General features: G+C 32.9%; 26 protein-coding genes. 8 read left to right on the top strand and 18 right to left on the bottom strand.

Annotated elements, in window-relative coordinates; all coding sequences use genetic code 11:
- Positions 1-10 precede the first annotated feature (10 nt).
- Together IPM51_06140 and IPM51_06135 are read left to right on the top strand one after the other, a co-directional pair.
- Positions 11-1,012: an undecaprenyl/decaprenyl-phosphate alpha-N-acetylglucosaminyl 1-phosphate transferase gene (locus tag IPM51_06140; GenBank protein ID MBK9283886.1), complete on the top strand. Its 1,002-nt coding sequence runs from the start codon at positions 11-13 to the stop codon at positions 1,010-1,012.
- Complete coding sequence (locus IPM51_06135) at positions 1,009-2,085, top strand: lytic transglycosylase domain-containing protein (protein MBK9283885.1); 1,077 nt, start codon at positions 1,009-1,011, stop codon at positions 2,083-2,085. Before IPM51_06140 ends, IPM51_06135 begins: the two co-directional genes overlap by 4 nt.
- Here the strand turns inward: IPM51_06135 and wecB are convergent.
- Together wecB and radC are read right to left on the bottom strand one after the other, a co-directional pair.
- Entirely contained in the window at positions 2,082-3,239 is a 1,158-nt protein-coding gene (wecB, locus tag IPM51_06130; protein ID MBK9283884.1) for a UDP-N-acetylglucosamine 2-epimerase (non-hydrolyzing), read from the bottom strand. The genes IPM51_06135 and wecB overlap by 4 nt on opposite strands.
- Before the next feature lie 63 nt (positions 3,240-3,302).
- On the bottom strand, positions 3,303-4,001 hold the full coding sequence (gene radC / locus IPM51_06125) for a DNA repair protein RadC (GenBank protein ID MBK9283883.1): 699 nt from the start codon (positions 3,999-4,001) through the stop codon (positions 3,303-3,305).
- Between the two features lie 76 nt (positions 4,002-4,077).
- Between radC and IPM51_06120 the strand changes: the two genes are divergently transcribed.
- The 4 genes from IPM51_06120 to IPM51_06105 all read left to right on the top strand — a co-directional run bounded on the left by IPM51_06120 (position 4,078) and on the right by IPM51_06105 (position 8,036).
- Entirely contained in the window at positions 4,078-5,337 is a 1,260-nt protein-coding gene (locus IPM51_06120; protein MBK9283882.1) for an MFS transporter, read from the top strand.
- Positions 5,334-6,107, top strand: a complete 774-nt coding sequence (locus IPM51_06115; protein ID MBK9283881.1) for a TIGR02757 family protein — start codon at positions 5,334-5,336, stop codon at positions 6,105-6,107. Before IPM51_06120 ends, IPM51_06115 begins: the two co-directional genes overlap by 4 nt.
- Before the next feature lie 172 nt (positions 6,108-6,279).
- Positions 6,280-7,665 carry a PAS domain S-box protein gene (locus IPM51_06110; protein ID MBK9283880.1) on the top strand — a complete coding sequence of 462 codons (1,386 nt, stop codon included), beginning with the start codon at positions 6,280-6,282 and terminating at the stop codon, positions 7,663-7,665.
- Positions 7,662-8,036, top strand: a complete 375-nt coding sequence (locus IPM51_06105) for a response regulator (protein MBK9283879.1) — start codon at positions 7,662-7,664, stop codon at positions 8,034-8,036. The genes IPM51_06110 and IPM51_06105 overlap by 4 nt, the downstream gene beginning before the upstream one ends.
- Before the next feature lie 24 nt (positions 8,037-8,060).
- Here IPM51_06105 and IPM51_06100 read toward each other — a convergent pair whose 3' ends face one another.
- The 12 genes from IPM51_06100 to IPM51_06045 form a co-directional block, all read right to left on the bottom strand.
- On the bottom strand, positions 8,061-10,283 hold the full coding sequence (locus tag IPM51_06100) for a tetratricopeptide repeat protein (protein ID MBK9283878.1): 2,223 nt from the start codon (positions 10,281-10,283) through the stop codon (positions 8,061-8,063).
- A gap of 100 nt (positions 10,284-10,383) precedes the next feature.
- Positions 10,384-11,997, bottom strand: coding sequence for a phosphoenolpyruvate carboxykinase (ATP) (gene pckA, locus IPM51_06095; GenBank protein ID MBK9283877.1), 1,614 nt, complete (start codon positions 11,995-11,997; stop codon positions 10,384-10,386).
- A gap of 93 nt (positions 11,998-12,090) precedes the next feature.
- Positions 12,091-12,426, bottom strand: coding sequence for a hypothetical protein (locus IPM51_06090; protein ID MBK9283876.1), 336 nt, complete (start codon positions 12,424-12,426; stop codon positions 12,091-12,093).
- Positions 12,427-12,487: 61 nt separating this feature from the next.
- The gene (locus tag IPM51_06085) at positions 12,488-12,904 is read right to left on the bottom strand and encodes a DUF423 domain-containing protein (protein ID MBK9283875.1); all 417 of its coding nucleotides are present in this window, start codon (positions 12,902-12,904) and stop codon (positions 12,488-12,490) included.
- Positions 12,894-13,745 carry a hypothetical protein gene (locus IPM51_06080; GenBank protein ID MBK9283874.1) on the bottom strand — a complete coding sequence of 284 codons (852 nt, stop codon included), beginning with the start codon at positions 13,743-13,745 and terminating at the stop codon, positions 12,894-12,896. The genes IPM51_06085 and IPM51_06080 overlap by 11 nt, the downstream gene beginning before the upstream one ends.
- A 1-nt stretch (position 13,746) precedes the next feature.
- Positions 13,747-14,370: a tetratricopeptide repeat protein gene (locus tag IPM51_06075; protein MBK9283873.1), complete on the bottom strand. Its 624-nt coding sequence runs from the start codon at positions 14,368-14,370 to the stop codon at positions 13,747-13,749.
- Positions 14,367-14,972: a peptide deformylase gene (locus IPM51_06070; protein ID MBK9283872.1), complete on the bottom strand. Its 606-nt coding sequence runs from the start codon at positions 14,970-14,972 to the stop codon at positions 14,367-14,369. Before IPM51_06070 ends, IPM51_06075 begins: the two co-directional genes overlap by 4 nt.
- Positions 14,973-14,976: 4 nt before the next feature.
- Positions 14,977-16,455, bottom strand: coding sequence for an IMP dehydrogenase (guaB, locus tag IPM51_06065; protein MBK9283871.1), 1,479 nt, complete (start codon positions 16,453-16,455; stop codon positions 14,977-14,979).
- 60 nt (positions 16,456-16,515) lie between these two features.
- Positions 16,516-17,964, bottom strand: a complete 1,449-nt coding sequence (locus IPM51_06060) for an O-antigen ligase family protein (GenBank protein ID MBK9283870.1) — start codon at positions 17,962-17,964, stop codon at positions 16,516-16,518.
- A 3-nt stretch (positions 17,965-17,967) separates the two neighbouring features.
- On the bottom strand, positions 17,968-18,888 hold the full coding sequence (locus IPM51_06055; GenBank protein MBK9283869.1) for a hypothetical protein: 921 nt from the start codon (positions 18,886-18,888) through the stop codon (positions 17,968-17,970).
- 1 nt (position 18,889) lies between these two features.
- Positions 18,890-19,885 carry a hypothetical protein gene (locus IPM51_06050; protein ID MBK9283868.1) on the bottom strand — a complete coding sequence of 332 codons (996 nt, stop codon included), beginning with the start codon at positions 19,883-19,885 and terminating at the stop codon, positions 18,890-18,892.
- A gap of 5 nt (positions 19,886-19,890) precedes the next feature.
- A complete protein-coding gene (locus IPM51_06045; GenBank protein MBK9283867.1) occupies positions 19,891-21,432 on the bottom strand; it encodes a polysaccharide biosynthesis C-terminal domain-containing protein in 1,542 nt (513 codons plus the stop codon).
- Between IPM51_06045 and IPM51_06040 the strand changes: the two genes are divergently transcribed.
- On the top strand, positions 21,431-22,555 hold the full coding sequence (locus IPM51_06040; GenBank protein MBK9283866.1) for a glycosyltransferase family 4 protein: 1,125 nt from the start codon (positions 21,431-21,433) through the stop codon (positions 22,553-22,555). The two genes, IPM51_06045 and IPM51_06040, sit on opposite strands and share 2 nt — an antisense overlap.
- Here the strand turns inward: IPM51_06040 and IPM51_06035 are convergent.
- From IPM51_06035 to IPM51_06020, 4 genes are read right to left on the bottom strand one after another with little or no spacing between them, the layout of a single operon-like run.
- Complete coding sequence (locus IPM51_06035; protein MBK9283865.1) at positions 22,552-23,799, bottom strand: 3-deoxy-D-manno-octulosonic acid transferase; 1,248 nt, start codon at positions 23,797-23,799, stop codon at positions 22,552-22,554. The two genes, IPM51_06040 and IPM51_06035, sit on opposite strands and share 4 nt — an antisense overlap.
- Positions 23,800-23,801: 2 nt before the next feature.
- A complete protein-coding gene (locus IPM51_06030) occupies positions 23,802-24,536 on the bottom strand; it encodes a hypothetical protein (GenBank protein MBK9283864.1) in 735 nt (244 codons plus the stop codon).
- Positions 24,537-24,577: 41 nt separating this feature from the next.
- Positions 24,578-25,420, bottom strand: a complete 843-nt coding sequence (locus IPM51_06025; GenBank protein MBK9283863.1) for a hypothetical protein — start codon at positions 25,418-25,420, stop codon at positions 24,578-24,580.
- A 43-nt stretch (positions 25,421-25,463) separates the two neighbouring features.
- Positions 25,464-26,180 (bottom strand): ABC transporter ATP-binding protein, encoded by a 717-nt coding sequence (locus tag IPM51_06020; GenBank protein ID MBK9283862.1) that lies wholly within the window; start codon positions 26,178-26,180, stop codon positions 25,464-25,466.
- A 134-nt stretch (positions 26,181-26,314) separates the two neighbouring features.
- Here IPM51_06020 and IPM51_06015 point away from each other — a divergent pair, with 134 nt between their 5' ends.
- On the top strand, positions 26,315-26,902 hold the full coding sequence (locus tag IPM51_06015) for an rRNA pseudouridine synthase (protein MBK9283861.1): 588 nt from the start codon (positions 26,315-26,317) through the stop codon (positions 26,900-26,902).
- Positions 26,903-26,970 lie beyond the last annotated feature (68 nt).

The following is a 26,970-nucleotide window of genomic DNA, read 5'->3' as shown; positions in this document are numbered from 1 at the left end:
TATTTTTTCCATGATTATTAATTACATTCTGCTCAAGTTTGTTCAAACATTGGGAATTCGTGGCAAAGAGCAACAACAGGTTCGATGGAACCCCAATTCTAAACCTGCCCTTGGCGGAATTTCATTTTATGTAATTTTTCTTTTCGCTTTTATTGTAACCATTTTTATATCCGAAAAATCAAATACAATTAATTTGAGACTAAGCGGAATTTTAATTGCCGGCACACTCGCCTTTGTTATGGGTTTAGCCGATGATGCCTTTAATACTCAACCATTATTAAAATTCTTAACACAAGTAATTTGTGGATTTGTTCTAATCGCCACCGGTCATTCCATCGGTATATTTCAAAACGATTTTTTAAATTATATACTAACTGTATTATGGGTTGTTGGATTTATGAATTCAATAAACATGCTCGACAATATGGATGGCATATCTACCATCGTGTCTATATGTATTTGCTTATTCACTATTTTACTGAACATTACTTTAATGCAAACTAAAAGTTATGCAAGCATTTTAAGTATTGGCTTACTTGGAGCCTTATGTGGTTTTTTGATTTATAATTTTCATCCTTCCAAAATGTTTATGGGTGATACGGGTAGCCAATTTTTAGGCTTATTTTTAGCTTGTATGGGAATTGATAATTGCTGGAATACAGACCTCCAATCTGACTTTAATTTTAATCATACTATACTAAATTTTTTAATAGTTGCGCTTGTTTTTTTAATTCCTTTAGTAGACACTATTACCGTGATTATAAATAGACTTAAAGCCGGGAATTCACCTTTTGTAGGTGGTAAAGATCATACCACACATCACTTATTTTTTAAGGGAATAACCGAGAAAAGAATCGCCATTTTGTATTTTCTCATTTCAAGTATAGGAGTTTTTATTGCTTACAGACTAATCATATCATTTTCAACTACATTAATGTATATTGGTTTTTCATTTGCTTTACTCGTTTTTATAACTTTGTATTTGAATACAGTGATTAAGCGGGAGAAATGATACGCCATAGTATATTTAAGTTTTTTAATAATCTTACTTTAGGAAAACTAATTATACTTTTCTTTCTGATTTTTTCGATAGCTTATATTATTTTCCGAAGCTTTATTTCTCCTTCATCAGTAAATAACTTATCGTATTCAAATAATAATTTTAGTGTTCTCGGCATGAATATACCCACACATTTGGATTTTTGTGGTGAAAAAATACCTTCCAATAATTTTGCCATAAGCAAAAGTCTGGAAAAGGAATTTTTTACCGATAAATATTGGAAAACCAATTCGCGTGCACTATTTCTGAAAGCTCAAAAATGGTTTCCTTATATTGAACCCATTTTGAAAAAAAATGGAGTGCCTGACGATTTTAAATATGTAGCTTTCATTGAGAGTCATTTATCCAATATAAAATCGCCGGCCGGTGCTGCCGGATTTTGGCAATTGATACCTTCCACTGCCCGAAAATATGGATTAGAAGTGAATGAATACATTGATGAAAGATATCATGTGGAAAAATCAACCGAAGCAGCCTGTAAGCTGATAAAAGAAGCACACAAAGTTTTTAATAACTGGACATTAGCCGCCGCCGCCTATAACCGAGGAATTGGGGGAATACAAAAAGCTTTAAAAGTTCAAAACGCTGAAAGTTATTATCAGCTATTACTTAATAATGAAACCGGTAGTTTTGTTTATAGAATACTTGCTTATAAAACTTTGTTTTCAAGTCCTAAACACTTTGATATTAAACTAAAAAAATGGAAATATTTGTCTCTAATGGAGTTAAAACAAATTAAAATAGATTCCTCTGTTCAAAGTATATCTTCCTTATCAAAGCATATTCGGGTAAATAATACAGTAATCAAATTATTTAATCCGTGGATTTTATCAGATGCGCTACCAAACCCTGACCAAAAATTATATATTATTCGAGTACCAAAAAACGAAAAGCGCGACTATTCTTCTTATTTAAGAGATTTATATGGAGAAGATGGACGTTTAAACTACGATGCTAAAACTCAGGAAGAAGATTCAATTCCTGAAAGCCTAAATATTACAGACTCTTTGCAAATCGAGCATTAAATTTTTGATTTGAAATTTTCGACAATTTGAGCGCAAATAAATTCAGCAGCATGTCCATCGCCATACAATTTTGGAAAATCTAAATTGTTTGCATTTAAAAAATTTTGATAAGCAGCAACAATTTTTTTCTCATTCGCATCTGCAATAACGGCTGTTCCGCATTCCACAAGTTCAACCCATTCAGTTTCCGGCCTAAGAATTATACATGGTTTTTCAAAATAAAACGCTTCCTTTTGCACTCCCCCACTATCGGTAATCACCATTTTACAATTTTTTTCTAAGGCAATCATTTCTAAAAAACTGGCCGGCTCAGTGATATGCAATAATCCATTATTTTTAACTTCGTTTAATAACTCAGCTTCCAGATTTTGATTCAGTAATTTTGAAGTACGCGGATGTAAAGGCAAAACAACTTTAATTTTATTTTCAACGGCAATACGATTTAAAGCCTTAAAAATGGCTGTTAATCGTGTAGGGTCATCTGTATTGTTATTTCTATGTATGGTGGCCAACACAAATTTTCCATTTTCTAATTGCAGTGTATTTAAAATTGATGTTTTTTCTTCAGCAATTGCCGAAAAAAATAAACTATTATCATACATCACATCGCCGCAATGATATATTTTAGGATTATCAGAATTATAAGGTGCTTTATTATTATCCCGAAAACCTTCTTTTAATAAATTAGCGAATCCGGTTTTTGTAGGAGAAAAAAGCAATGTACTGGCATGATCACACATGATGCGATTTATTTCTTCAGGCATCGCTTTATTAAACGATCGCAATCCGGCTTCAATATGTATAATAGGAATGTGAATTTTACTGGCAGCAATTGCTCCGGCCAAGGTAGAATTAGTATCACCATAAAGAACAATAGCTTGTGGTTTTTCTTTTACTAATATTTCCTCTATTCCAACAATCATGGCAGCGGTTTGTACGCCATGACTTCCGCTACCGGTATTTAAATTATAATGAGGTTTAGGGATATTGAGTTCATCAAAAAAAACACCACTCATATTGGCATCGTAATGTTGCCCGGTGTGAACAATGATTTCCTCGATTTCAGATTTAAATTTATTTGAAATGGCTCTGCTTAATGCCGCGGCTTTTATAATTTGTGGTCGGGCTCCTATTACCGTTATTATCTTAATCATTGAGCGAATGACGTTAAAATCTTGTTGTTTTCCAAATTACTTTTTAAAAATAATGTGAATACATTAAAGTATTCCTTCATCGTTAAAACTTAAGTAATTTTGATCGCCTATTATTAAATGATCCAATAATTGAATTTCAAATAAAGTTAATGCCTCCTTAATCTTTTTGGTGATATGCTTATCTTCACTACTAGGTTGAAGTTGGCCACTTGGATGATTATGTGCCATAATAATGCCGGTTGCATATAATTCAAGCGCTTTTTTACATATTATTTTAATATCTACTACTGTTCCGCTAACCCCGCCTTTACTAATCGATTCTTCTTTTATTATTTGATTGGCTCTATTTAAATACAAAACATAAAATTCTTCATGAGGTAAATCACTCAAATACTTTTTCAAAATATCATAGGCATTTTTACTGGACTGAATTTTTTGAATAGGATCTGTATCAAGTCCAATCCTTCTCCTACCCAATTCAAAAGCGGCAACAATATGTATAGCCTTGGCTTCGCCTACTCCATTGTATTTCTTGAGCGCATTAATATCTAATTTGGCCAGTTTATTGATGTTATTTTCCTGATCACTTAAAATACGCTGAGCAAGTTGTACTGCTGTTTCTTTTTTATTTCCCGAACCTAAAAGTATGGCTAGCAATTCAGCATCGCTCAAATAAGCCCTGCCTTTATTGGCCATTTTTTCCCTGGGTCTATCGGCCTCAGCCAAAAACTTTAGTGTTATTCTTTGTTCCAATGCATTCATTACACAAAAGTACGGGCCAAGTTTAAAATTGATTGCTACAAATTAGAGCAAATTAGTAAAAACCATATCTTTGCTTATGTCCTTTTTCAAAGCTGAATCGCTACAAATTTTAAAAATACCCGAGTTCAGATTATTCGTTTTTGCACGTTTTATTCTTACGCTGGCCATTCAAATGCAATTTGCTACCATTAGCCTTCAAATTTATTATGAATACACCAAAGAAGAATTAGCCCTGGGATTAATTGGTTTGGCAGAGGCCCTTCCTTTTATTTTATCTTCTTTTTTTAGCGGTTATTTGGCTGATAAAATTGCACGGAAAAGAATTATTCTGGCTGCTATATTTTTTCTTTTATTGGGCGCCGTTGTTCTTTTTTTAAATAGTGATTCTTCTTTTAAGTTTCTCCGTTCTTTTGGTATGAGTACCCTTTTTGTAATCGTTTTTATTTTCGGAATTGTACGCTCCTTTTTAGCGTCAACTATGCCCGCATTTATGAGTCAAATCGTGCCTCGTTCTCTATATACGCATTCAGCTACCTGGAACAGCACAGGTTGGCACATTGGTTCAATCTTGGGTCCTGTAATAGCCGGTATTTTATATTCGATAAATGATAAGTTTAATGCGAATTTATGTCATGGTATTGAAGTGGTATTGTTTGCCATTACGTTTATATTAATTTACCTCATTAAGAATAAAGGCATACCCAGCAATCAAAATGCAAAAGAATCGGTTATGGATAGCATGAAAGTGGGTTTACGTTTTGTATTAAAAAACAAAATGGTATTTAGTGCATTATCACTTGATTTATTTGCCGTTTTATTTGGTGGGGCCGTTGCCATTATACCGGCATTTACGGATAAAGTTTTGCATTTGGGACCCGAAGCCTACGGTTTATTAAGAACTGCGCCTGCTATTGGTGCTGTTATAATGGCTTTAATAATGGTATTTATTCCCCCGGCTAAAAAAGCAGGCTTGGCCATGTTATGGTCGGTTTTTGCATTTGGATTATTTACCATATTGTTTGGCTTAAGTGTAAACTACTGGATTGCTTTTACCTGCCTGGCATTAACCGGAGCCTTTGATAATGTGAGTGTGGTTGTTCGGCATTCTATTCTTCAATTAAGTACCCCTGATCATATGCGGGGAAGAGTAAGTGCTATTAACAGCATTTTTATTGGCAGTAGTAATGAAATAGGTGCTTTTGAAAGTGGGGCAAGCGCTAAATTAATTGGCTTAATTCCTTCTATTGTATTGGGGGGTGTATTAACTATTGGTGTTGTGCTGGGTGTTAACCGTTTAAATCCTGAATTGAAAAAACTCGATTTATCTGAATTATGAAAAGTGAACTTCGATTTTCAGAAATTAAAGATTTATTAGATCATCAGCATAATCGATTTAATCATCCCGATTTTATTGAAAATGATCCTATCAGCATTCCTCATCTTTTCAGTAAAAAAGAGGATATAGAAATTGCAGGTTTTTTAACGGCTACCATTTCATGGGGAAATAGAAAGGCAATTTTGACTAACGCTAAAAGCATGATGCAGCGGATGGACAATGACCCTTATCATTTTGTATTGAATCATACTAAAAAAGATTTATCAAATTTGAATGGATTTGTTCACCGAACTTTTAATGCCCGGGATTTTGAGTTTTTCATTAAATCATTAAAAAATTTATACCTCAAACATCAAGGATTAGAGGGCGCATTTGCAGTATTGAATGAAACGGGATTAGCTGATCGAATTCATCATTTTAGAAATCTGTTTTTAAAAATTAACCATCCAAACAGACTTGAAAAACACATATCAGATCCACTAAAAAACTCAAGCGCTAAAAGAATTTGCATGTACTTAAGGTGGATGGTAAGAAATGACATGAGAAAAGTTGACTTCGGTATATGGAAAACTATTAAACCGGCAGAATTATGTTTACCCCTGGATATACATACCGGTAATATTAGCCGGCGTTTGGGCATTTTAGCAAGAACACAAAATGATTGGAAGTCGGTGACCGAGCTAACAACTTTTTTAAGGAAATGCGACGCGAATGACCCGGTAAAATACGACTTTGCGCTATTTGGAATGGGGATAGAAAAACTTCTATAAATAAGGATTTACTGATAATTTGCTAACAATCATGATTAACGGTATAGAATCAATTCTTGTTGGTACTAGAACCTAATTTCATTTAGATAAACAGCTAACAAAATGGTTAATTTTTATCACAAAAATATGGTGAAGTAAGAAAGTTAATTAACTTTGGTATAATCAATTAATAATGGATAAAAACACATCTTCAAAAACTGATATTAACCCTTACTTTAACGCGCTTACCGGTTTAATTAAGGATATTGTAGTTTTGGTTGACCCAGATAAATTAACTATTAATTACATCAGTTACACCCAACCCGGTTATGATGAAGAAAGTGTATTAGGAACTACCGTACTCAATTATGTGCCTCCTGCTTATCAAGATTCTTACAGCGCGGTTTTAAAGAAAGTAAAAGAAACAAAAGAGAAAGCCCAATTTGAATTAGAAGTATTAAATAATTTAAATCCGGATGAGAATGTTTGGTATGAATTAAATATTTCAGCCGTATTGAATGATAAAAAAGAAGTTGAAAATATCCTTGTGATTTCTAAAGACATATCTGCTTCCAAAAAAATGGATAATGAATTAAAAAACAAGAGAGAGAAACTATTTTCAATTATCAATAATACAGAAGATATTATTTTATCCATAGATCGTGAACATAGAATTACGGAATGTAATGCAGCTTTTATAAAGCAAGTTGAAAAACTTGGGGTAAATTCAGAGATAATTGGCAAAGATGTATTAAATTTTATTGATCCAACCAAACACGAAAAATTAAAGGAAATTTATAAAAAAGTTTTTAAAGGAGAATTTATTCGTGAAACTGAAAAATTTACCATTTCCAATTCAAATTATTTATTTTTCGAAACCAGCTATCATCCTATATTTGATTATGACCGTAAAATAATTGGAATATCTATTTTTTCTAAAGACATCACAGAACAAAAAATAAATGAAGAATCGCTGCTTAATGCATTAAAGGAAAAAGAACTGTTATTATCCGAAATTCACCATCGTATTAAAAATAATCTTGCGCTAGTTTCCAGTATGCTGCAGTTAAAAGAAATGAACATTGATAATGATAAAGCAAAAGAGGCATTAGCAGATAGTCGAAAACGTATTAAATCTACTGCCTTGGTTCATGAGCTATTATACCGAAAAGAAAAGTTTGATAAAATAAGTATCAAAGAACATATAATTGAAGTATTTAATAATATTAATGCCAACCCTCATTTTTCTTTAAAATTTGAAGGCCAAGATTGTGTGGTAGATTTAAAACAGGCTTTACCATTTGGTTTATTAATTCATGAATTAATCATGAATTCTCTCAAACATTCCTTCAAACAAGGCGTGAATTCGCAAATTAAAATTACTTCGGATATAAAAAACGGAGAAATAAATTTAACCTATTGTGACTGTAATGGTGAATTTCCAGCCAATATTGATTTTAATGATACAACCACAACGGGATTAATGCTAATTCATACCTTTATTGAACAGCTTAACGGAAAAATAGAATTAGTCAATAGAACTCCTCCTTCTTACCAGATAAAATTTCCCACTTCGTGAAAACAATTTCTAAAATATTATTGGTAGAAGATGAGTTGCTAATTGCGAACGTCTTAAAAATTATTTTGGTAAAAAAGAATTTTGAAGTTAAACATGTTACAAGTGAAGAAGAAGCTGTTCAGGCTGCGACTGAAATACAACCTGATTTGATTATTTTAGATATACAATTAAAAAATAAAGGTAATGGTATTCAGGCCGCAATTAAAATCAGGAATAATGGAATTGTTTGTCCCATTGCATTTACCACCGGCAATTCATATGAAGATACTAAAAAACAAATTGAGGAGATAAAACAAAGTCATTTATTTATTAAACCGGTGGATATCGATCAAATTATAGGTTATATTAATATTTATTATAATCATTTATAACCCTAAAATTCCATAACAAAGGAATTAAACATTTAATCCAAACAGACACACATCGTCAACTTGTTCTTGATTACCTTTCCAAGTTTCAAATTCTTGCTCCAGATTGATTTTTTGTTCCACCGTTGCTTTGCCTTGTAACTCGAGTAATACTTGCATTAATTTTTTGTACTTAAATTTCTTTCCTTTTGGTCCGCCGAATTGATCTGCAAAGCCATCACTTAGTAAAACCAATTGATCTCCTTTTTTTAGTTGTTTAGTGTGATTGGTAAACGGTTTTCGATTTTCAAATTTACCAATAGGTTGCTTGTCGCCTTTAATTTCAACTAATTCATTATTGCTAATTATCCATAAAGGATTATTAGCGCCTGCCCATTCAATAACAAGACTATCAGGATCAAATAAACACAGTGATATATCCATTCCGTCCATTAAAGTAGATTTTGATTTGGCGAATGTATCTTCTACCAACTCATTCAGTTTATCCAATATTAATGAAGGTTTCGATAAATTAAATTCTTTAACTGTACGGTTTAATGCGTTATAGCCCACTACACTCATCATAGCACCTGGAACTCCATGACCTGTGCAATCAACCACAGCAATTAGTATTTTATTGCGGATTTTTTCTACCCAATAAAAATCTCCACTTACAATATCTTTTGGTTTATAAATAACGAATGCGTGCGGTAAAGTATCTGCTATAAATTGATCTGAAGGTAAAATGGCCGATTGAATACGATAAGCATAAGTAATACTGGCCTCCACTTCTTTTCTTTTACTTTCTACAATTTCCTTTTGAGTTTTAATTTCTTTATTGTCTTTCTTTTTTCTACGATAAGCTCTGAACGTAATGATAGTAACAATGAAAATCAATAACAAAATGGAAGACCCGGAAACAATAATAATATTTTTTTCTTTTTGTGTAGACTCGTTAATCGCCTGATTTTTTTCATTTTCAATATTCAATAATTTAATCTGTATATCCTTTTGTTCGGCATCATATTTAGTATTCAACAACGCAATTTGTTCATTGTTTTTCTGATTGATAAACGAATCACTAATTTGAGTATAGCCTTTATGATATTTAAACGCTAACTCAAAATTTTTCAAAATATTGTATACTTCTGAAGCGTTATAGTATATATCAATGAAAACAAACCTAGACTCTAGTTTTGAAGCAATTTGAATGGCTTTTTCAATATATTCAACTGCTTTCTTTTTATCTCCTTTTTTAGCGTAAATGAGTCCAAGTCTAACATAACAATCTGCCATTTTATTTTTATCCCCCAATTCAATAACAGAATTTAAACAAGCATTGTAATTAGCAATTGCTTCGTCTATACTTCCCATAAATGAATATGTTTCAGCCAAATTAAAGATTACAAAAGTTAAGCCCTTTTTATCGCCCAATTCATCTCTTATTTGTTTAGACAAATGCAATAATTCTAAGGCTTTATCGTAATTTTTTAAATGACTATAACAACTGGCTAAATTGGATAAATTAATAGCCTGCCACTTTTTATAACCCATTTCTTCATTTATTTGCAAAGCTCTTTCGTAATACTCTATTGCTTTCTCAAAATTATTTGAGGAAATATAAATATTAGCTATGTTATTTAAGGTAGAGGCAATTTCTTTTTTTAAATTTAATTTTTGAGCAATTCGGGAAGCCTGAATATAATAATCAAGTGCAATAGATCTTTCACCAATTTCAAAGGATACTGCGCCTAAGGAATTTAAAGAAGTACAAATAGCCGAAGAATCTTTAGTTTCTTTAGCTATCAGAAGTGATTTCTCTTGACATTTTTTCGATTGATATAAGTCTCCTTTTAAACGATAAAGTATGCCTAAATGACCATATATTAAGCCAATATTTTTTTGATCCTTTAGCTCCTGAAAAATGATTAGGGATTTGTTATAATACTCTTCACTTTTATCGTAATCGGCTTTATCTCTACTAGTAGATGCAAGTAACATATAGGATAATGCAATTCCTTTCTTAAATCCTATATTTCCGGAAATAGTAAGTGCGTCGGCAGCTGCATTAACCGCTTCATCCACTTCGTCAATTCTTAAATACGATTTTGCGATTTTAATTAAAACATCAACTTTAACGGTATCTATTTTGCTTTCGGCAAGTATAAATTTTAAAGAATCGATCCTTTTATACTTTTTCTCTAAGCCTTCTTGCGCTATACAACGCAAAGAAAACAAAGTCAAAAGACAGCCTATTTTTATCCAATTCACTTGATTAGTAAATATAAGTATTAAGAACTGTTAAGTTCTATTAAATTATAAAAAAAATCCTCTTACTTCATCAGTAAGAGGATTAAATGTGTTGTTGATTTTAAGCAGTTACCTGAGCTTGCGGAGCGGCTGCTAATATTTCAGCATTAGCTGCCGAAGCATATTGTTCAAAGTTTTTAACGAAAGAGCTAGCTAAATTCTGCGCTGTTTGATTATAAGAAGCTTTATCTTTCCATGCATTAATAGGTTCTAAAATCTCAGAAGGAACTCCATTGCATGTTTTAGGGAATGCTAATTTGAAATAAGGTGTATTGCCATATTCAACTTTATCAAGTTCGCCATTTAAAGCTGCCGTAATGAGTGCACGAGTATAGGATAATTTAATACGACTTCCTACGCCATACTTTCCTCCCACCCAACCGGTATTTAGTAACCAAACATTAACATTTCCTTTTTTCAGTTTTTCGCCCAATAATTCAGCATATTTTGTTGGGTGCAAGGGTAAAAATACTTTGCCAAAACATGCCGAAAAAGTTAAGGTAGGTTCGGTTACGCCCATTTCTGTGCCGGCTACTTTTGCGGTGTAACCACTTATGAAATGATACATGGCCTGTGCCGGACTTAATTTTGAAATTGGAGGTAAAACACCATAAGCATCACAAGTTAAAAAGAAGATATTCTTTGGAACATCACCTACTGCAGGATTAACTGCATTTAAAATATAATTAGATGGATAACTTACTCGTGTATTTTCGGTTTTTGAAATGTTTTCGTAATCTACTGTAGTTGTTCCGTCGTAAAAATTAATATTCTCTAGTAAAGAGCCGAATTTTATGGCATTAAAAATCTGTGGTTCTTTTTCTGCCGATAAATCAACACATTTAGCATAACATCCACCTTCAAAATTAAACACTCCTTTATCGCTCCAGCCATGCTCGTCGTCACCAATTAATTTTCTGTTAGGATCGGCGCTTAAAGTTGTTTTACCTGTGCCGGATAAACCAAAAAATATGGCAGTATCACCTTTCTCGCCAATATTAGCCGAGCAGTGCATAGGTAAAACACCTTTTTCATGCGGAAGTATATAATTGAGTACAGCAAAAATTCCTTTTTTAATTTCACCTGTATAACCCGTACCACCAATTAAAATCATTTTTTTGGTAAAATTCAGAATTGCAAAATTATGCTGACGAGTACCATCAATTTTAGGATCGGCTCTAAATCCGGGTGCACAAATAATAACCCAATCACTTTTGAAATTTTTAATTTCATCTACTGTAGGTCGTAAAAATAAATTATTTGCAAATAAGTTACTCCAAGGCAATTCAGTTACCACTCTAATATTAATTCTGTATTTTGGATCGGCACACGCATAAGAGTCGCGAATCCATATTTCTTTTCCTCCTAAATAAGCCAACATGCGATGATGAAGCACGTCAAACTTATCAGCATCAAAACGATTATTCACATCCCCCCACCAAACACTATCTTTGGTATTCTCATCATATACTACAAATTTATCTTTAGGAGACCTTCCGGTAAACTCACCGGTATCTATCGCTAAAGCGCCCACATCCGTTAAAACTCCTTCTCCTCTGCTAACAGTTTCTTCAACAAGCTCACTTGGATGCAAGTTCCAATAAGCCATTTCAACATTAGATAAACCGAGTTGAGCAACACTTGCATCCTGTGCTCTTAATCCTATTTCGTTCATAATAAAAAATCCAATGATTTAGATTGCAAAGATAATGAAATAACAAGCCTTCGATTGGCAGTTTTTCCACAGAAAATTCAAAGTTTTGAACCTCTAACTAGTTGATACAGAAACGTATTGACCTTCCTTGGCCTTACTTTTCAACTCTTTAATAAATTTCTTCTTCTTACAACGTTTTAACTCTTTTAAGGATAGGCAAAAATAAACTTCGCCTTCTCTTCCATTCGGAACTTCTTTCATCTCCAATTTATTATCGGTAATTAGTTTTTTAATATTATCGTAGGCTTTTAAATCAATTCCACTTCCTGGACTTCCAAAATCTACGCGTAAGGTACAACCTGCTTTTTTAGCCGGATTATCATCTTGTGCATGCAATTTATTTATGAAAAGCGTAAAGAGTGCAACTAATAAAATACTTAATTTTCTCATAGTGTATCGTTTAGGTAAATATGCAAATAAAATTGCATTTTTGGAATTATTGAATCAAGAATTAATTGTTAGACTTATTATCAAAAGCGGTGAATAACAGCATACACCAACCTAAAATAAATAACAAACCGCCAATTGGAGTAACCGGACCCAAAACTTTTAAAAATTCGGCACCCAACAAATTTCGGGTAGTGATAAGATACAAGGAGCCGCTGAATAACAATATTCCATAAATGAAAAAACGCCGAGCCCAATTTAAATATTTGCCGGAATAGTTTTGATTAAGAATAAAAACTGCTAACAAGGCCAAGGTATGGTACATTTGATATTTTACACCTGTATCAAAACCATTAACCTGATCGGCACTAACCAATCCCGTTGTCTGAAATCCTTTTAAGCTATGCGCACCAAAAGCGCCTAATGCTACAGCACTTGCGCCAAACAGACCTATTATAAATACTTGTTTTTTATTTTTCATTTATTCGGTTTGCATAATTTTTTACTTCATGGATAAAATTAGAGAAATTTTTATTTGATAAAAATAATTTTTCAATATCGAAAAAATAAGTGGAATAATTCTGGTTTTTCAATAGATATGCGGTATTTACGGGGTAATTAAATCTTCCTTTGTAAAACTGATCTAAGTTAACTGTAATCTTATTAATTTCCTTTTCGGCCTGCTCACAATACTGATTACAATGCATGCTATCGGCATTTATTTTTAAAACCGTAGAGTTTATTAAACGATAGATTTGTTTTAAGGCCATGGTATCGCTTTTGAATTTATTAATATTGTATTGATTTTGCTTGATGCTGAAAAACTCTCCACAAAAATAAATTCCCAAAACTTCACACATAGCTTCATTTAAAACGTAAGGGATTTTTAGTTGATTATCTTTAATATAGTTATGCGTTAGTTCATGCATGACTATAAAGGATGCAGATTCAGAAGGAAAAGACATTAAATTTTCAGTAATCAATGCTTCAGAAGTGCCAAATGTTTTGTAATTAAATGTACTATAACCTATTTTTTCATAGGATTTACTGGTACTGAATGATTTTGAAGAATCCGTACCGCAATAAATAAATGCAGCGCTAAAAACATTTTGAACCTGATTTTTTTTAGAAACGTATACATAACAAAATGGTGCATTTTTTTGAGCAGACCATTTTGTATACAAAGAATCATTTAATTTAAATGCTGTTTTAGTACTGTAGAATTCCTTTAGTCCGGTAAAATCAACTTGAGCCGAAACGTAATAGAAAGGGAAAAATAAAATAAGTACTGCAATCTGAATTACTTTACATTGCAATCTCATTTTATTGAATGGTTACTTTTGGTTGCGATTTAGCTTCTCGCTTGAGTTCATTTATTATTTCTTTATCCGTCATACCTAAATACTTTATTGCTCCCTTTGCACTTTCTGCTTCCGGACTATTCGGATAACGGTCAATGAGTTCCTGATAAATTCTTCTCGCCTCTTCTTCATTATTTAAATACTCTTTTTCATCATACAATTGTCCAAGCAGAAAAAAAGCAGAGGCTATTCCTTCAAATTGATAATAATCTTGTATACACTTTTCCAGATTTACTTTAGCTTGTGTAACGTTATTGATTGCTAATGCAACCTGAGCTGTTTTTATCAAGAAAATAGGACTTAAGCTGTCATTTTTACAATAATAAGCGTAATCTGTAAAAGCTTTTATTGCTTGATTGGCTGTGTTTTTGTCTAATTCTTCTTGCGTATATAAGATGCTATCTAACTTTTGTGCTTTTGCAAACAAGGCTTTACAATCTTTAAAATAGTTCTTTGGATCACGATATTTATCATCATCGGTTATTATACTATCTTTAACTGTAACCTTTTCTTTTTCTTTATCAGAACAAGAAAGCATTAAAAGGTTTACCAACAAAATAAAATATACAGCTAACTTATTTATCATTTTTTAGGGCGATAAACTTTTGTTTTATAATCGGCATGGATTTTGCCTTTGGCAATATCATTTAATTTTCCGGAAATCATTTTTCTTTTAAACGGACTTATTTTATCGGTGAACAAAACACCTTCAATATGATCATATTCATGTTGTATTACGCGTGCTATTATACCATCGTACTTTTCGGTGTGCTTCACGAAATTTTCATCATAATATTCAATTTCGATATCAGGTTTCCGAACCACATTTTCTCTTAATTTTGGAATACTTAAGCAGCCTTCGCTAAAACTCCATTCATTTCCATCTTCATTTAAAATCCTGGCGTTTATAAAAATTTTATTAAAATCTTTGAGTATTAATATTTGTTCCGGGGTAAACTCTTCATCATCGTCATCGTCGTCCTCTGATTCTGCAAAAGGTCGAGTATCTACAATAAATAAACGAATGGCTTTTCCGACTTGCGGTGCCGCAAGACCCACGCCACTGGCATTATACATTGTATCATACATATCCTTTATCAATTGTTCAAGTCCAGGATAATCTTTATCAATATCTAATCCCACTTTTCTGAGAACGGGATCTCCGTATACTACAATTGGTAAAATCATTTTATTATCTGCTGTAATTTGGCGCTTCTCGGGTAATTACTACATCGTGTGGATGACTTTCTTTAACACCTGCTGCGGTTATTCTAATAAATTTCGCTTTTTGTAACTCTTGCATTTTTTTTGCACCACAGTATCCCATACCGGCACGAATACCTCCAATGAGTTGATAAACAATTTCAGCCAGGTTTCCTTTATAAGGCACTCTGCCGCTAATTCCTTCAGGGACTAGTTTTTTAATATCATCTTCCGCATCTTGGAAATATCGGTCTTTACTTCCTTTTTGCATAGCTTCTAAGGAACCCATTCCGCGATAAGATTTAAATTTTCTTCCTTCGAATATTATAGTTTCACCAGGACTCTCTTCAGTACCCGCAAACATGCCGCCCATCATAACGGTTCCCGCACCGGCAGCTAAAGCTTTTACCAAATCGCCGGTAAATCGAATACCTCCATCCGCAATTAAGGGAACTCCTTTGCCCCTTAATGCTTCAGCTACTTCAAGTATTGCACTTAGTTGAGGCACACCAACACCGGCAATAACACGAGTTGTGCAAATTGAACCCGGACCAATACCGACTTTAACCGCATCTGCCCCGGCCTTTACTAAATCCAAAGCAGCTTTACCTGTTGCTATATTACCTACAATTACTTGCAAGTTTTTATATTTTGATTTAACTTCTTTTAATTTAGCGATTACGCCTTTACTATGCCCATGCGCGGTATCAATGATTACGGCGTCAACGCCGGCTTTCACAAGGGCATCTACTCTTTCCATAGTATCTGCAGTAACTCCAACCGCTGCCGCAACTCTTAATCTTCCCAACTCATCTTTACAGGCATTTGGTCTTACTTTTATCTTTATAATATCCTTATAGGTAATTAAACCAATTAATTTACCGCTACTATCTAAAATAGGTAGTTTTTCAATTTTATGTGATTGTAAAATATCTTCGGCTTGTTTTAAGGTGATGCCGCCTTTCGCTGAGATAACTTTGGATTTGGGAGTCATGATTTTAAGAACAGATTTAGAAAAATCTTTTTCAAATCTTAAATCACGGTTTGTAATTATACCGCTTAATTTATTGCCTTTATCCACTATTGGAATCCCGCCAATTTTATGTTCAGCCATTGCCGCTAAAGCATCCTTAATGGTGGCGCTCTCATTTAATGTAACCGGATCAAGAATCATCCCACTCTCACTTCTTTTCACTTTTTTTACCTGCGCAGCTTGTTCTTCAATAGTCATGTTTTTATGTAACACACCTATACCGCCTTCTTGCGCCAAGGCAATGGCCATTTTATATTCAGTAACTGTATCCATAGCAGCTGAAACTATAGGCGTATTCAGTTTTATTTTTTTGCTGAAATAACCGGAAATATTTACCTCACGAGGTAATACTTCGGAATAACCGGGCACTAACAATACGTCATCGTAAGTTAGTCCTTCGGGAACAAACCTGTTACTTGTTGAATGAGAAGCCATGCTAATGAATTTTAAGGTTTTAAAATTCAGACAAATATAACAAATTTTTCCTTACGATGATTAAGCCTTGTTTGAGAGGGGTTTTTTGGTATAATAGATATCCATTGTTACCAGAACCGCCAAATAAGCCCAAAAAGGCAAAGAGAGCTTATCTGTATCCAAAAAATTATTCAGGAACCCATGAATTAAATAAGACATTATACCAACAAAAATGCTAATCAATAAAATTTTATCATCTCTATCCTGCAAAGAATAGGTTAGTTTATAACCCAATGATGTGGTATACAGTAGTAAAACCAACATAATCACCAAACCTAAAATTCCTTGTTCCGCGAGTGGACCCAAATATTCGCTATGTGCATTTCCATTGGTGCCGAAATTTGTGCTAATAATAGTTTTTTCGCGACTTAATTGATAAGGCGCATATTTAAACATATAGGTTCCGGGTCCCCAACCCATTAATGGTTTATCTTCAAACATACGAATAGCGCAACTCCATCGGTTTAATCTTTCCAAATTAGATGCATCCGTTGAAATATTTGTGACAGATTCGATATTATTTGCAAATCCACCTTCAGCATCCGTATTATTTCTTCCTAAGGCAATTAATATTTCGGTTTGAAAAGCATAAAATAAACTGCCAATAATAATAAAAGAGATTAATAGCGTGCGAAACTTAAAGCCTAATGCCAGTGTAAACAGAATACCTACACATATCACAAGACTAAGCCAACTAGCTCTGGCGAAAGAGAGCACTAGTCCTAAACTAAATACCAGAAAAAGACATAAAGTATAAATTCGGGTAATGGGAGAAATATTTTTCATAAGTAATATACCGAAAGTAACAGGAAAAAACATGGCTAAAGCGGCGCCATAAGCAGTATGATCATTATAAAAAGGTGAAACAATCCAATCAGAGGCTTTATCATTAAAATTAAAAGCGGCATGTTTTATAGTGGTAATGATAACAACGATTAGCAAACCGCTGCCATAACAAAGCACAAAACGAATAATGTTATCGCGGTTTTTAAACAGAATGGGCATTATTACATAACAACTAAACACGAACCAAAGTCGGGAGATAAGAAACTTAACAGATACAACTACATCGCTACTGGTAAAAGAAGTTATTAAAATCCAACTTAGTTGTATAAGGATGAGAATGGTTATAGGATGTTTGAAAAATTTTTTATCAGTAATTCCAAAACTTATATCATTAAAAATGTACAGCAACATAATTACGATCATGATGGGTTCGCTGGGCAAACTCATATCTAACGCTTCGGTAATGTGCAATTCCTTTAAACTAATTGACAATGGAGTAGCAAATGCCAAAAAGAAGACCAAACGCTGCAAATGAAAAATGGCAATATAAGCCATAATTACAGCAACAGGAATCATATTAAACTGATAGAAATAATCTTTTTGATTTACGAGCACATACGCATTTCCTACAATATAGGAAAAGATTAAAATTTCAAATATATACGCACGTATGTACTTAACCATTGCTTATGCCTTTCCTCTATTACGGATTATCAGGATAATTGCGGTTAAAAAAGCGGCCGATAAGGATGCCAGAATTACGATTACAGATCTAATCGGATAACATCTTTTATCGGGTAAGGTTGGGTTGGAAACATACAATACAAAGTCAATCTCGCCCTGGGCATCGAGTAAATACTTATAGGATTGCTCTTTAATATCTACCATAGATTTTAAAGTAGTTCGAATTCTTCCTTTTAACACCGATAAATCACTTCCTTTTTGTTTGATGCCTTTTGCTTGTTTGGCTCTTTCTTCACTTAAGGAATTTCCTTTAGCAATTTCTTTCGCTAATTCTTTTCCCTGCTTTTCTTCATCAACAATATTATATTCCTCTCTAATTTTTTTAATTTCTTTACTTAAAGAATCTAATTCTCGCTCTTCACTTTTAATAATGGCATTAGCATTTACCACATATTGTTTCATGGTATATTGTTTATTTTGACGAATTAAAAGATTGGTTAATTGTATTAAACGAGCATTCATTTTTTGTGCCAATACCGGGTCGGTATCTGTTACTGATAATTCGATTGATTCGTATAAAGTGGGCGAAAATTTAAAATTATCCTGATACATATAACTAAAGAGCGCTCTTCCACCCTTTTCATTTATCGTATCAATTCCATATCGTTTAAAAAGTTCAAATTCGCGGGCTAATTGATATTTTACATCTTCACTGAAAAAATACTGCAACAATTGCTCGCTGGTACTTTCCTCTGAAGTTTCGTACATGTTTATTGGATAAACAACAGCAATTGATTTAAATTTTTCTTTGATGGCGAATGAACCGGCAAATGCTAACGCGCCGGCAACAACAACCACAATAATTAAGGTCTTTAAATTTTTGACCATTAAATTAAAAATGCCAATAGTGTTCAAATTCTCCATACTATTTAAACGATATTTTATTAAACTTTTCCTTCACTAACAAAAATAAGAGCGTAATAAGATTGTTGGCCACTAAAACCAATAAGGTTATCACAATTCGTTTTGGTTTTTCTTTATATTGATTCGGCTTTGCTTTTTCAACTACAAATTTCATTGGTATTATTGAATTATAATTTACGAGAGCTTCATCGTATTTGCCTTTAATATCGGGATACTTAAAACTGTATTTTTCAAGGTTATCGTGAACAGTTTGATAGGCATTACCGTATTTTTTCAAGGTATCTAATTTTGACTCTAACCTTTTCATCGCGGCCAAATCATTTTTTTCAATGGCTTTGGCGTAACTTTTAGAATAAGCTTTTACTTGCTCTTTATAGTGTAAAACGCCTAATTGACGTAACTCATTCAAACTATCCTCCAACACTTTCATGCGCAATAAAGTATTATCGTATTCTTCTTTTACTATTTTCAACACATTGCCGGCCATTTGACGCGACATTTCTTTTTTAATTGTATCGCAATAATCTGTAATTCCATTGGCAATTTCAGCAGCACCTTCCGGAGTGTAATCATATACTTCTACTTTAATACTATTAAATTCGGTTCTTTTAATAATAACCATATCCTGCCATTTTTGTTTCAGGTAATGGTATTTTAACGCCGAATCTGTTAAGTCCCATCTTGTCCACAAATCAAATGCATTAGCCACTCTTAATTTTAGTTCATCAGAACTAATCACCTGTATTAATTTTTCACAATCATCTTCATCGCCTAATTGCATATAATCTTCTTGATTTCCGGAATTGGCTTCAATCACCAACTTAGAAACAGAAAAATGACGTGAAGCAAACAAAACAGCTGTAGATTTATATTGTTTTGGCAAAATCAATACGATGGTTGCCGTAACTACAAATGATACAACTGAAACGTAAAGGAATTTTTTACGCCATTTGTATATTTTTACTATTAATCCTGAGCTTGATATATTATCAACCATATGTATTATTTATACTTTAAAAATCTGACAACCGATTTAGGGTTAATCATTCCAGTAACGAAAGCTAATAAGCCACTAAATGTAAGCATAATTACGAAATTTAGCATCCATTGTTTGGTTAAGCTTAACGTTAAATAATTTACCAAAACCAGACCAATTATGAATAAAAAAAGAGCAAGTAAAATACGCTTATTGACCCTGAAATTAAAAAACTTGTAACATAACCAAACTTGCGCTAAACCCATGGCAAATTGCGTAGATACACTGGCTATTGCGCTCCCCATGGCATGAAATTTAGGTATAAGAATGATGTTTAAAATTAAATTTAGAATAATACCGCCTACAGCCATTATATTATATTGTTTTAATTTTCCACTGGCTGTTAGTAAGGCACCAAATATATAGGTGAGCGACATGGCGGTGAAACAATTCATTAATACGGCAAATATTTGATACCCTTCTGTATTACCGGTATAAATTTTTTCGAAAAACTTATCGGCATAAAAAATAGTACTGATGGATACAATAAGTGCCGGCGTAATAAGTAAGGTAAATGATAATTTTACTACATTTTCTATGTTTTCTTTTTGTTTCAACATTCTGCTAAATAAGGGAAGTAATTGAACCGAAAACAAATAACCGATCATATTAGCGGCATCTAAAAATCGAAAACTTTTAGCATAAATTCCACATTGCTCTTTTCCAACATCGCCCGGTAATAAACGCTCAATCATCACACTATCCAAACGATTGTAAAAAGTCATTAGTAAAACTAGAATTGCGTATGGTGCACTTTTTTTCAGAATGAGCATATTGAATTTTTTGTCCCATTCCATTTTAAACGTATGCGTTTTACCTAAAACTGCTATAAAGGCTATTAAAGCGGTTAATCCATATCCAATAGTTTGTGCATACACAAAATTCATAATATTTGGTTCTAAACCAAACCAACCTAAAATCATAACACCCACCAAGGATATCATAATCACCCGATCTAATACCGAAATAACACTATCCAATTTAAAGGCATGTAATGCTAAAAGGTTTGATCGTAAGAAGAAAATTAAATTGATAAAAAAATGATTTATTCCTAAGATGAATAGTAATTTAATATATCGCACATCAAAATTAAAAATGATGCTGCCGATAAGCATAGTTACCAACATGAATAAAATGCCAAGCCCAAACTTTAAACCCATCATTTTACTAAAGTGTTTATTAAGCAAATGTGTGTTTTGAGCAATATTTCGGTTATTGAATTGAGTTAAACCAAAATCTAAAAACGTAGTTAATAAAAATGAGAAATTAAATAAAACAGAATACTCACCAAATGCGATATTACCTACATGATCCTGAACCTTAGGTTCGATAATAATTACCCAAAATGGTTTTATTAAAAGATTTAGTATCAAAAGGATAGCTAGATCGAATATGAATTTTTTCTTTTGCACAAAAAGGTTGGCAAAGTTAGGATAATTTACGGTTTTACCTAACAGTAATTTGCTTGTTTTCATGCAAATACTAATCTTTTTATAGCTTTGCATCATGCAGATTGTTGTTAATGCCCGATTACTATTACCGGATAAACTCGATGGTATAGGCTGGTTTACATTTCAAACTTTAAAAAGAATAACAGTTGCCAATCCTGATGTGCATTTTGTATTTTTATTTGACCGTCCATTTTCAGAAGAATTTATATTTTCAGAAAATATAACCCCAATTGTACTTTCTCCTCAGGCTCGTCATCCAATTTTATATCATTTATGGTTTCAGCAATCGGTGAAAAATTTATTAAATAGAATGAAACCCGATTTGTTTTTTTCGCCTGACGGATTTTTGGTACTGAATACCGAATGTAAACAACACGGCGTTATACACGATATTAATTTTTTACATCATCCAAATGATGTGAGATGGCTTACCTCCATTTATTACAATAAATATTTTCCGCTTTTCGCAAAACGAGCAAACAGACTGGCTACCGTTTCTGAATTCTCCAAAAAAGATATCGTTAATAACTACCAAATAAATGAAAATAAAATTGATGTAGTTTACAATGGTATAAATGAGTTTTTTAAACCCTTAAGTGAATCGGATAAAACTAAAGCTCGACAAATTTTTGCGAATGGGGAAGAATATTTTGTTTATGTAGGAAGTATATTACCCAGAAAAAATATTTTAAGATTGCTTGAAGCTTTTTCTATTTTTAAAAAAGAAAGTAAAAGTGATACAAAATTAATTTTAGCCGGTAGGCCATATTGGGGGCTCCAAAAAATTAACGAATACATCCGGAAAAATAAATTGGAAAAAGATATTTTATTTACCGGCAGATTAGATAATAAAAATTTAGCCATGGTACTGGGTGGTGCTAAAGCCATGACATATGTACCTTATTACGAAGGCTTCGGTATACCGCTAATAGAAGCCATGCAAGCTCAGGTACCTATTATTACCTCTAATGTAACCAGTTTACCCGAAATAGCAGGAGAGGCCGCAATTATGGTAAATCCAAATCAAGTAAACGAAATAAAAGATGCAATGCTTAAAATGGATAGTGATGAAAACTTAAGAAATAAGCTAATTGCTAAAGGCAATAGACAGAAAGAAATATTTTCGTGGGACAAAACTGCTGAATTATTATGGGAATCCATGAAGAAATCAATGCGTTAATATAAATTCATTCCCTCCAATACCCTGGCAGTTGCATTTGATTTTTCGTTAAAATATAAAGCCAACTTATTATTGATTTCATTTTTCAGATTCTCTGAATTATAAAATTCGTTGGCATAATTCACAAATTCAATATCATTCGTTACCAAACCAATTGTTTTCATTTTTATTAATTCTGTAATTTCATTAAACTTTCCTTCGTCAACACCAAAAAGTATAACCGGAATACCGTATACAGAAGGCTCAAGAACATTATGCCAACCGTCATCAAATCCACCACCCACATATGCTACATTAGCATAACGATATATTTTAGACAATAATCCGATAGTGTCAATTACTAAAACCTGATGATTAATAGTGTTGTTTTGAAATTCAGAATATTTTACAAAACTTAATTCATATTGACTAAGTAAATTAATTAATTGTTGAATGGAAGATTTATCCACCTCGTGCGGCACTAAAACAATTTTATCGAATGGTAATTTACCGGAAGCCAGATTTCTGATAATAAATTCATCATCCTTTGGCCAGGTACTGCCGGCTACAAATAATGGCAACCCATTTGAGAAATTCTCTAAGACATCAATTTTCTCGTTTTTATTTTTAATACTTATCACTCTATCAAAACGAGTATCACCGCTTATTCTCACATTTTTAACACCAATGCTTTCTAATAGTTTTTTAGACTGTCCGTCTTGCACATCAATAAAATTAAAAGTTGACAAAGATCTTTTAAACACACCTCCATACCATTTAAAAAAAGGATGATGAGGCTTAAATACCGCTGAAACCAGATAGGTTTGAATTTCATGTTTCTTTAGTTGAAAAAGATAGTTTACCCAAAACTCATATTTAATAAATATGGCTGTTTGCGGATTTATTATATTGATAAAATCAATGGCATTGCCGGGTGTATCGCTTGGTAAATAACAAACAAAATCGGCACCCTTCCAGCTTTTAAATGATTCGTAACCACTTGGTGAAAAAAAAGAAATAATAATTTTCTGATCGGGATATTTATTTTTTATCGCTTCTATTAATGAACGGCCTTGTTCAAATTCACCATAGGATGCACAATGAAACCAAATTTTTCGGGCATTGCCTAATTCAGCAATACGTTTTTTATATTGACTGCGCCAATTCACCCTCCCATTCACCCACAGCGCCGCTTTTTCATTTTTAAGTGAGGCTAATCGAATTATAAGACTATATAAACGTATTACAAAATTGTAAAGCAGCATGGTTAATTGTAGTAGTATTCTTGCGGTCGTTTTTTGTAAAGTGGCAAAACCCAACCAAGGCGTAACCCATATAAAACATCCATCCGCTTCTTAGTATCCGGCAAACCGGTGTCGTAATTCAGCTTTCGTACACTTGATGTTAAGCCTTCATAAAATTCAAATCCGGCGAAAAAATTAAGCATTTTATTTTCGCTCATAAATAAATAACCCACAAATTGAGAAAAAGAAATACCATTACTTAATCGGTCGTATCCGAATTTTAAATCCCCACTTACCGCTGCCACACGTTGTTGCGCATCATACAAGTGAATTTTGTGTTGCATGTAACCTGCACCAAGTGAAAAAACTAATCCGGAATTAGGATTTGCAGATAAAACATGGAATACCTTCCCTGCAATTAAATGAATACCTATTCCTCTTTCCGTAACTCTTAAATCTGCCGGATATCCTTCATTATCGATAACAAATCCACCCGACCCTCTCATATTTACCAAAACATCTTCCTTTACATTTCGTCCAAAAAAATAATTGGATTCAACACCGAATAAATAATTTTTTTTTGTCTTGTACATGAACGAACCGCCGGCATTTAAATTAGGGCCGAAGCGCTCACTTAAATCAGCTCCGGGAAGATGACCACCGAAATGAATCTCAACCATTGGTATAGCAATTGTAGAGTCAATTTGTGCGTTTATTAGTACCGGCCATAAACACAAACTAAAAAGCAATGTGCGCATGGGAATAAAATTAAGTTATAAATTCAGAATAAAAAAATGAGTTAAGGCAGGGTAATTTCGTATTCTTTTCCATTAACGGAAACAATAGCGACATTATCGCATAAACCATTACCGAAATTTATAGTTCTTGTAGCTTTTCCTAGTGGTGTAAGTCCAATTTCCCCGACAGTAAAGTACTTTCTGCAGCCTGGTGCCATATTTCGAGTTAACAGCTTAGTGATATTAGATCTATATTCTCTTCCGGTTGAACTAACTCCATTTGCATTACCCGATATTAAATATACATCGTCATCCCAAGTTAAGGTATTTTCACCATTATACCACTCTCTATTACGAATAGCAAAATGTGTTATATTTCCTTTTCCATCCGCTCTCACAATTGTTAAATTATCTTTTATTTCATAAATCAAATGTTTTGTGAAATTATGACCCAAATTGGTAATCGTTTTAACACCACTTACCCCATTATCATTTACAAAGTAATTGATTGGCGTTACTGTAATTTTATTTAAGGAATCTCTGTAGTTACCGCTAAAAAGAATTTGAATTTTTCCTCTGCGATTGCGACCATCATTACCCATACAATTTGAAGAACCGAAATCAACCGTAATCGTATCCACATTACTTGCAATTAGTGTATCAAATGTTAAAGTTGCGCAGTTTGCTAATAAACCACTTTGCGCATTGGTTTTAAAACTACCAATACTAAAAGTACGGGCCGCTTCATCTGCTATATTTACCATATCATTTGAAATGGCCGATGCTAAAAATACATCTAAGGAAGATTCCAATTCATTATCAGCTTCTAACTCCTTTTTTACGCAAGACGTATAGCCAAAAAGAAGTATTATTAATAAAATAAGATTGTTTTTAAATGTTTTCATTCCGTTTTTTATTGGACGTCAGAAATAAACAAAGGTTTAATGGCTAATTAATTTCTTCTATTCTTTTTTTGTACGTTGTAATGGTAGGATTTTTCTGATCAGTTTCAACTAATCCGTCCTTTAAACGCACAATTCGATGGGCATGCAAAGCAATATCCTCCTCGTGGGTAACCAAAATTATGGTATTGCCGTTTTTGTGAATTTCTTCGAATAATCCCATAATCTCAACGGAGGTTTTACTATCTAAATTACCGGTTGGCTCATCTGCTAAAATAATAGCGGGTTTATTCACTAATGCCCTGGCTATAGCAACCCTTTGTCTTTGTCCCCCACTCAGCTCATTGGGTTTATGATTCATTCTGTCTTTTAATCCTACTTGATCTAATACCTCTTTAGCTCTTGCAATTCGGTCGGCTTTAGAAAAGCCGGAATATAATAAAGGTAGGGCAACATTATCTAAGGTACTGGCTCTGGGTAATAGATTAAATGTTTGAAAAACAAAACCAATCTCCTTATTCCGCACTTCAGCCAACTCATTATCGCTCATTTTAGCAGCTGAAATGCCATTTAAAATATACTCCCCACCACTCGGACTATCCAAACAGCCCAGCATATTCATGAGTGTTGATTTTCCACTGCCCGAAGGTCCCATTAAGGCCACATATTCATTCTTGAAAATTTTAAGCGAAACGTCTTTTAATGCATGAATAGTTTCTTCACCAATTTGGTAAACTTTACTGATATGTGAAATGGAAATTATCTCATTCATCAGGGTAAATTTACTTTATTTGTAGGCACGAATGAAACATTTTTATATTAATTGTGAGTTATAGAAACAAGATAAAATTTTTACTGGTACATACCTTATATATTAGCCATAAGCAAGCACAAGTTTTGATTGATTTAAAGAAGGTGGAAATAAATAAACACATTATTAATGATAATGTATTTGTGAATGAAACAGATGAAGTAAAAGTGGAGAATCAGATTATTCAACGCGGATTCAAATATGTATATATACGTTTTCACAAGCCCAAGGGCTACCAAAGCACTTTAAATTTAAAGGTGAACGATAATATACATTCATTTTTTAAAGATTTTGAAAACTTAGCAATAGCCGGTCGACTGGACAAAGATTCAGAAGGACTATTACTACTAAGTAATAATGGAGAGTTTATTCGCAACATTACTAATCCGGATTCGAATAAAGAAAAAGAATATCTGGTTGAATTAGACCAAGAGCTTGATCAAAATTTTAAAGCAAAATTTGAAACGGGCATTTCAATAAAGAATTATGTCACAAAACCCTGCCGATGTGAAATAATAGGCCTGCAAAAAATAAAAGTAATATTAACTGAAGGAAAAAACAGACAAATCCGCAAAATGTGCAAGGCCTTAGGTTATAACGTTTTACGCTTACAAAGAGTTAGAATTGAGGAGTTTACTTTAGGTGATTTAAAAGAAGGGGAAATGGAGTTTTAACAATTTTTCCATTTTATATGTTATAACATTATATGTTGTAACATATATTTGTATTAAATTTTAAAAAC

Source organism: Sphingobacteriaceae bacterium (genome assembly GCA_016715905.1).
GTDB lineage: Bacteria > Bacteroidota > Bacteroidia > B-17B0 > Aurantibacillaceae > Aurantibacillus.
Note: the sequence above shows the minus strand (reverse complement) of the source record. Positions and strands in the feature narration are given on the sequence as shown.

What these genes read in the sequence shown, in the direction of transcription:
- IPM51_06140 (MBK9283886.1), top strand. Translation starts at nt 11, where the DNA reads ATGATTATTAATTACATTCTGCTCAAGTTTGTTCAAACATTGGGAATT.
- IPM51_06135 (MBK9283885.1), top strand. Translation starts at nt 1,009, where the DNA reads ATGATACGCCATAGTATATTTAAGTTTTTTAATAATCTTACTTTAGGA.
- wecB (MBK9283884.1), bottom strand. Translation starts at nt 3,239, where the DNA reads ATGATTAAGATAATAACGGTAATAGGAGCCCGACCACAAATTATAAAA.
- radC (MBK9283883.1), bottom strand. Translation starts at nt 4,001, where the DNA reads ATGAATGCATTGGAACAAAGAATAACACTAAAGTTTTTGGCTGAGGCC.
- IPM51_06120 (MBK9283882.1), top strand. Translation starts at nt 4,078, where the DNA reads ATGTCCTTTTTCAAAGCTGAATCGCTACAAATTTTAAAAATACCCGAG.
- IPM51_06115 (MBK9283881.1), top strand. Translation starts at nt 5,334, where the DNA reads ATGAAAAGTGAACTTCGATTTTCAGAAATTAAAGATTTATTAGATCAT.
- IPM51_06110 (MBK9283880.1), top strand. Translation starts at nt 6,280, where the DNA reads ATGGATAAAAACACATCTTCAAAAACTGATATTAACCCTTACTTTAAC.
- pckA (MBK9283877.1), bottom strand. Translation starts at nt 11,997, where the DNA reads ATGAACGAAATAGGATTAAGAGCACAGGATGCAAGTGTTGCTCAACTC.
- IPM51_06090 (MBK9283876.1), bottom strand. Translation starts at nt 12,426, where the DNA reads ATGAGAAAATTAAGTATTTTATTAGTTGCACTCTTTACGCTTTTCATA.
- IPM51_06085 (MBK9283875.1), bottom strand. Translation starts at nt 12,904, where the DNA reads ATGAAAAATAAAAAACAAGTATTTATAATAGGTCTGTTTGGCGCAAGT.
- IPM51_06080 (MBK9283874.1), bottom strand. Translation starts at nt 13,745, where the DNA reads ATGAGATTGCAATGTAAAGTAATTCAGATTGCAGTACTTATTTTATTT.
- IPM51_06075 (MBK9283873.1), bottom strand. Translation starts at nt 14,370, where the DNA reads ATGATAAATAAGTTAGCTGTATATTTTATTTTGTTGGTAAACCTTTTA.
- IPM51_06070 (MBK9283872.1), bottom strand. Translation starts at nt 14,972, where the DNA reads ATGATTTTACCAATTGTAGTATACGGAGATCCCGTTCTCAGAAAAGTG.
- guaB (MBK9283871.1), bottom strand. Translation starts at nt 16,455, where the DNA reads ATGGCTTCTCATTCAACAAGTAACAGGTTTGTTCCCGAAGGACTAACT.
- IPM51_06060 (MBK9283870.1), bottom strand. Translation starts at nt 17,964, where the DNA reads ATGGTTAAGTACATACGTGCGTATATATTTGAAATTTTAATCTTTTCC.
- IPM51_06055 (MBK9283869.1), bottom strand. Translation starts at nt 18,888, where the DNA reads ATGGAGAATTTGAACACTATTGGCATTTTTAATTTAATGGTCAAAAAT.
- IPM51_06050 (MBK9283868.1), bottom strand. Translation starts at nt 19,885, where the DNA reads ATGGTTGATAATATATCAAGCTCAGGATTAATAGTAAAAATATACAAA.
- IPM51_06040 (MBK9283866.1), top strand. Translation starts at nt 21,431, where the DNA reads ATGCAGATTGTTGTTAATGCCCGATTACTATTACCGGATAAACTCGAT.
- IPM51_06045 (MBK9283867.1), bottom strand. Translation starts at nt 21,432, where the DNA reads ATGATGCAAAGCTATAAAAAGATTAGTATTTGCATGAAAACAAGCAAA.
- IPM51_06035 (MBK9283865.1), bottom strand. Translation starts at nt 23,799, where the DNA reads ATGCTGCTTTACAATTTTGTAATACGTTTATATAGTCTTATAATTCGA.
- IPM51_06030 (MBK9283864.1), bottom strand. Translation starts at nt 24,536, where the DNA reads ATGCGCACATTGCTTTTTAGTTTGTGTTTATGGCCGGTACTAATAAAC.
- IPM51_06025 (MBK9283863.1), bottom strand. Translation starts at nt 25,420, where the DNA reads ATGAAAACATTTAAAAACAATCTTATTTTATTAATAATACTTCTTTTT.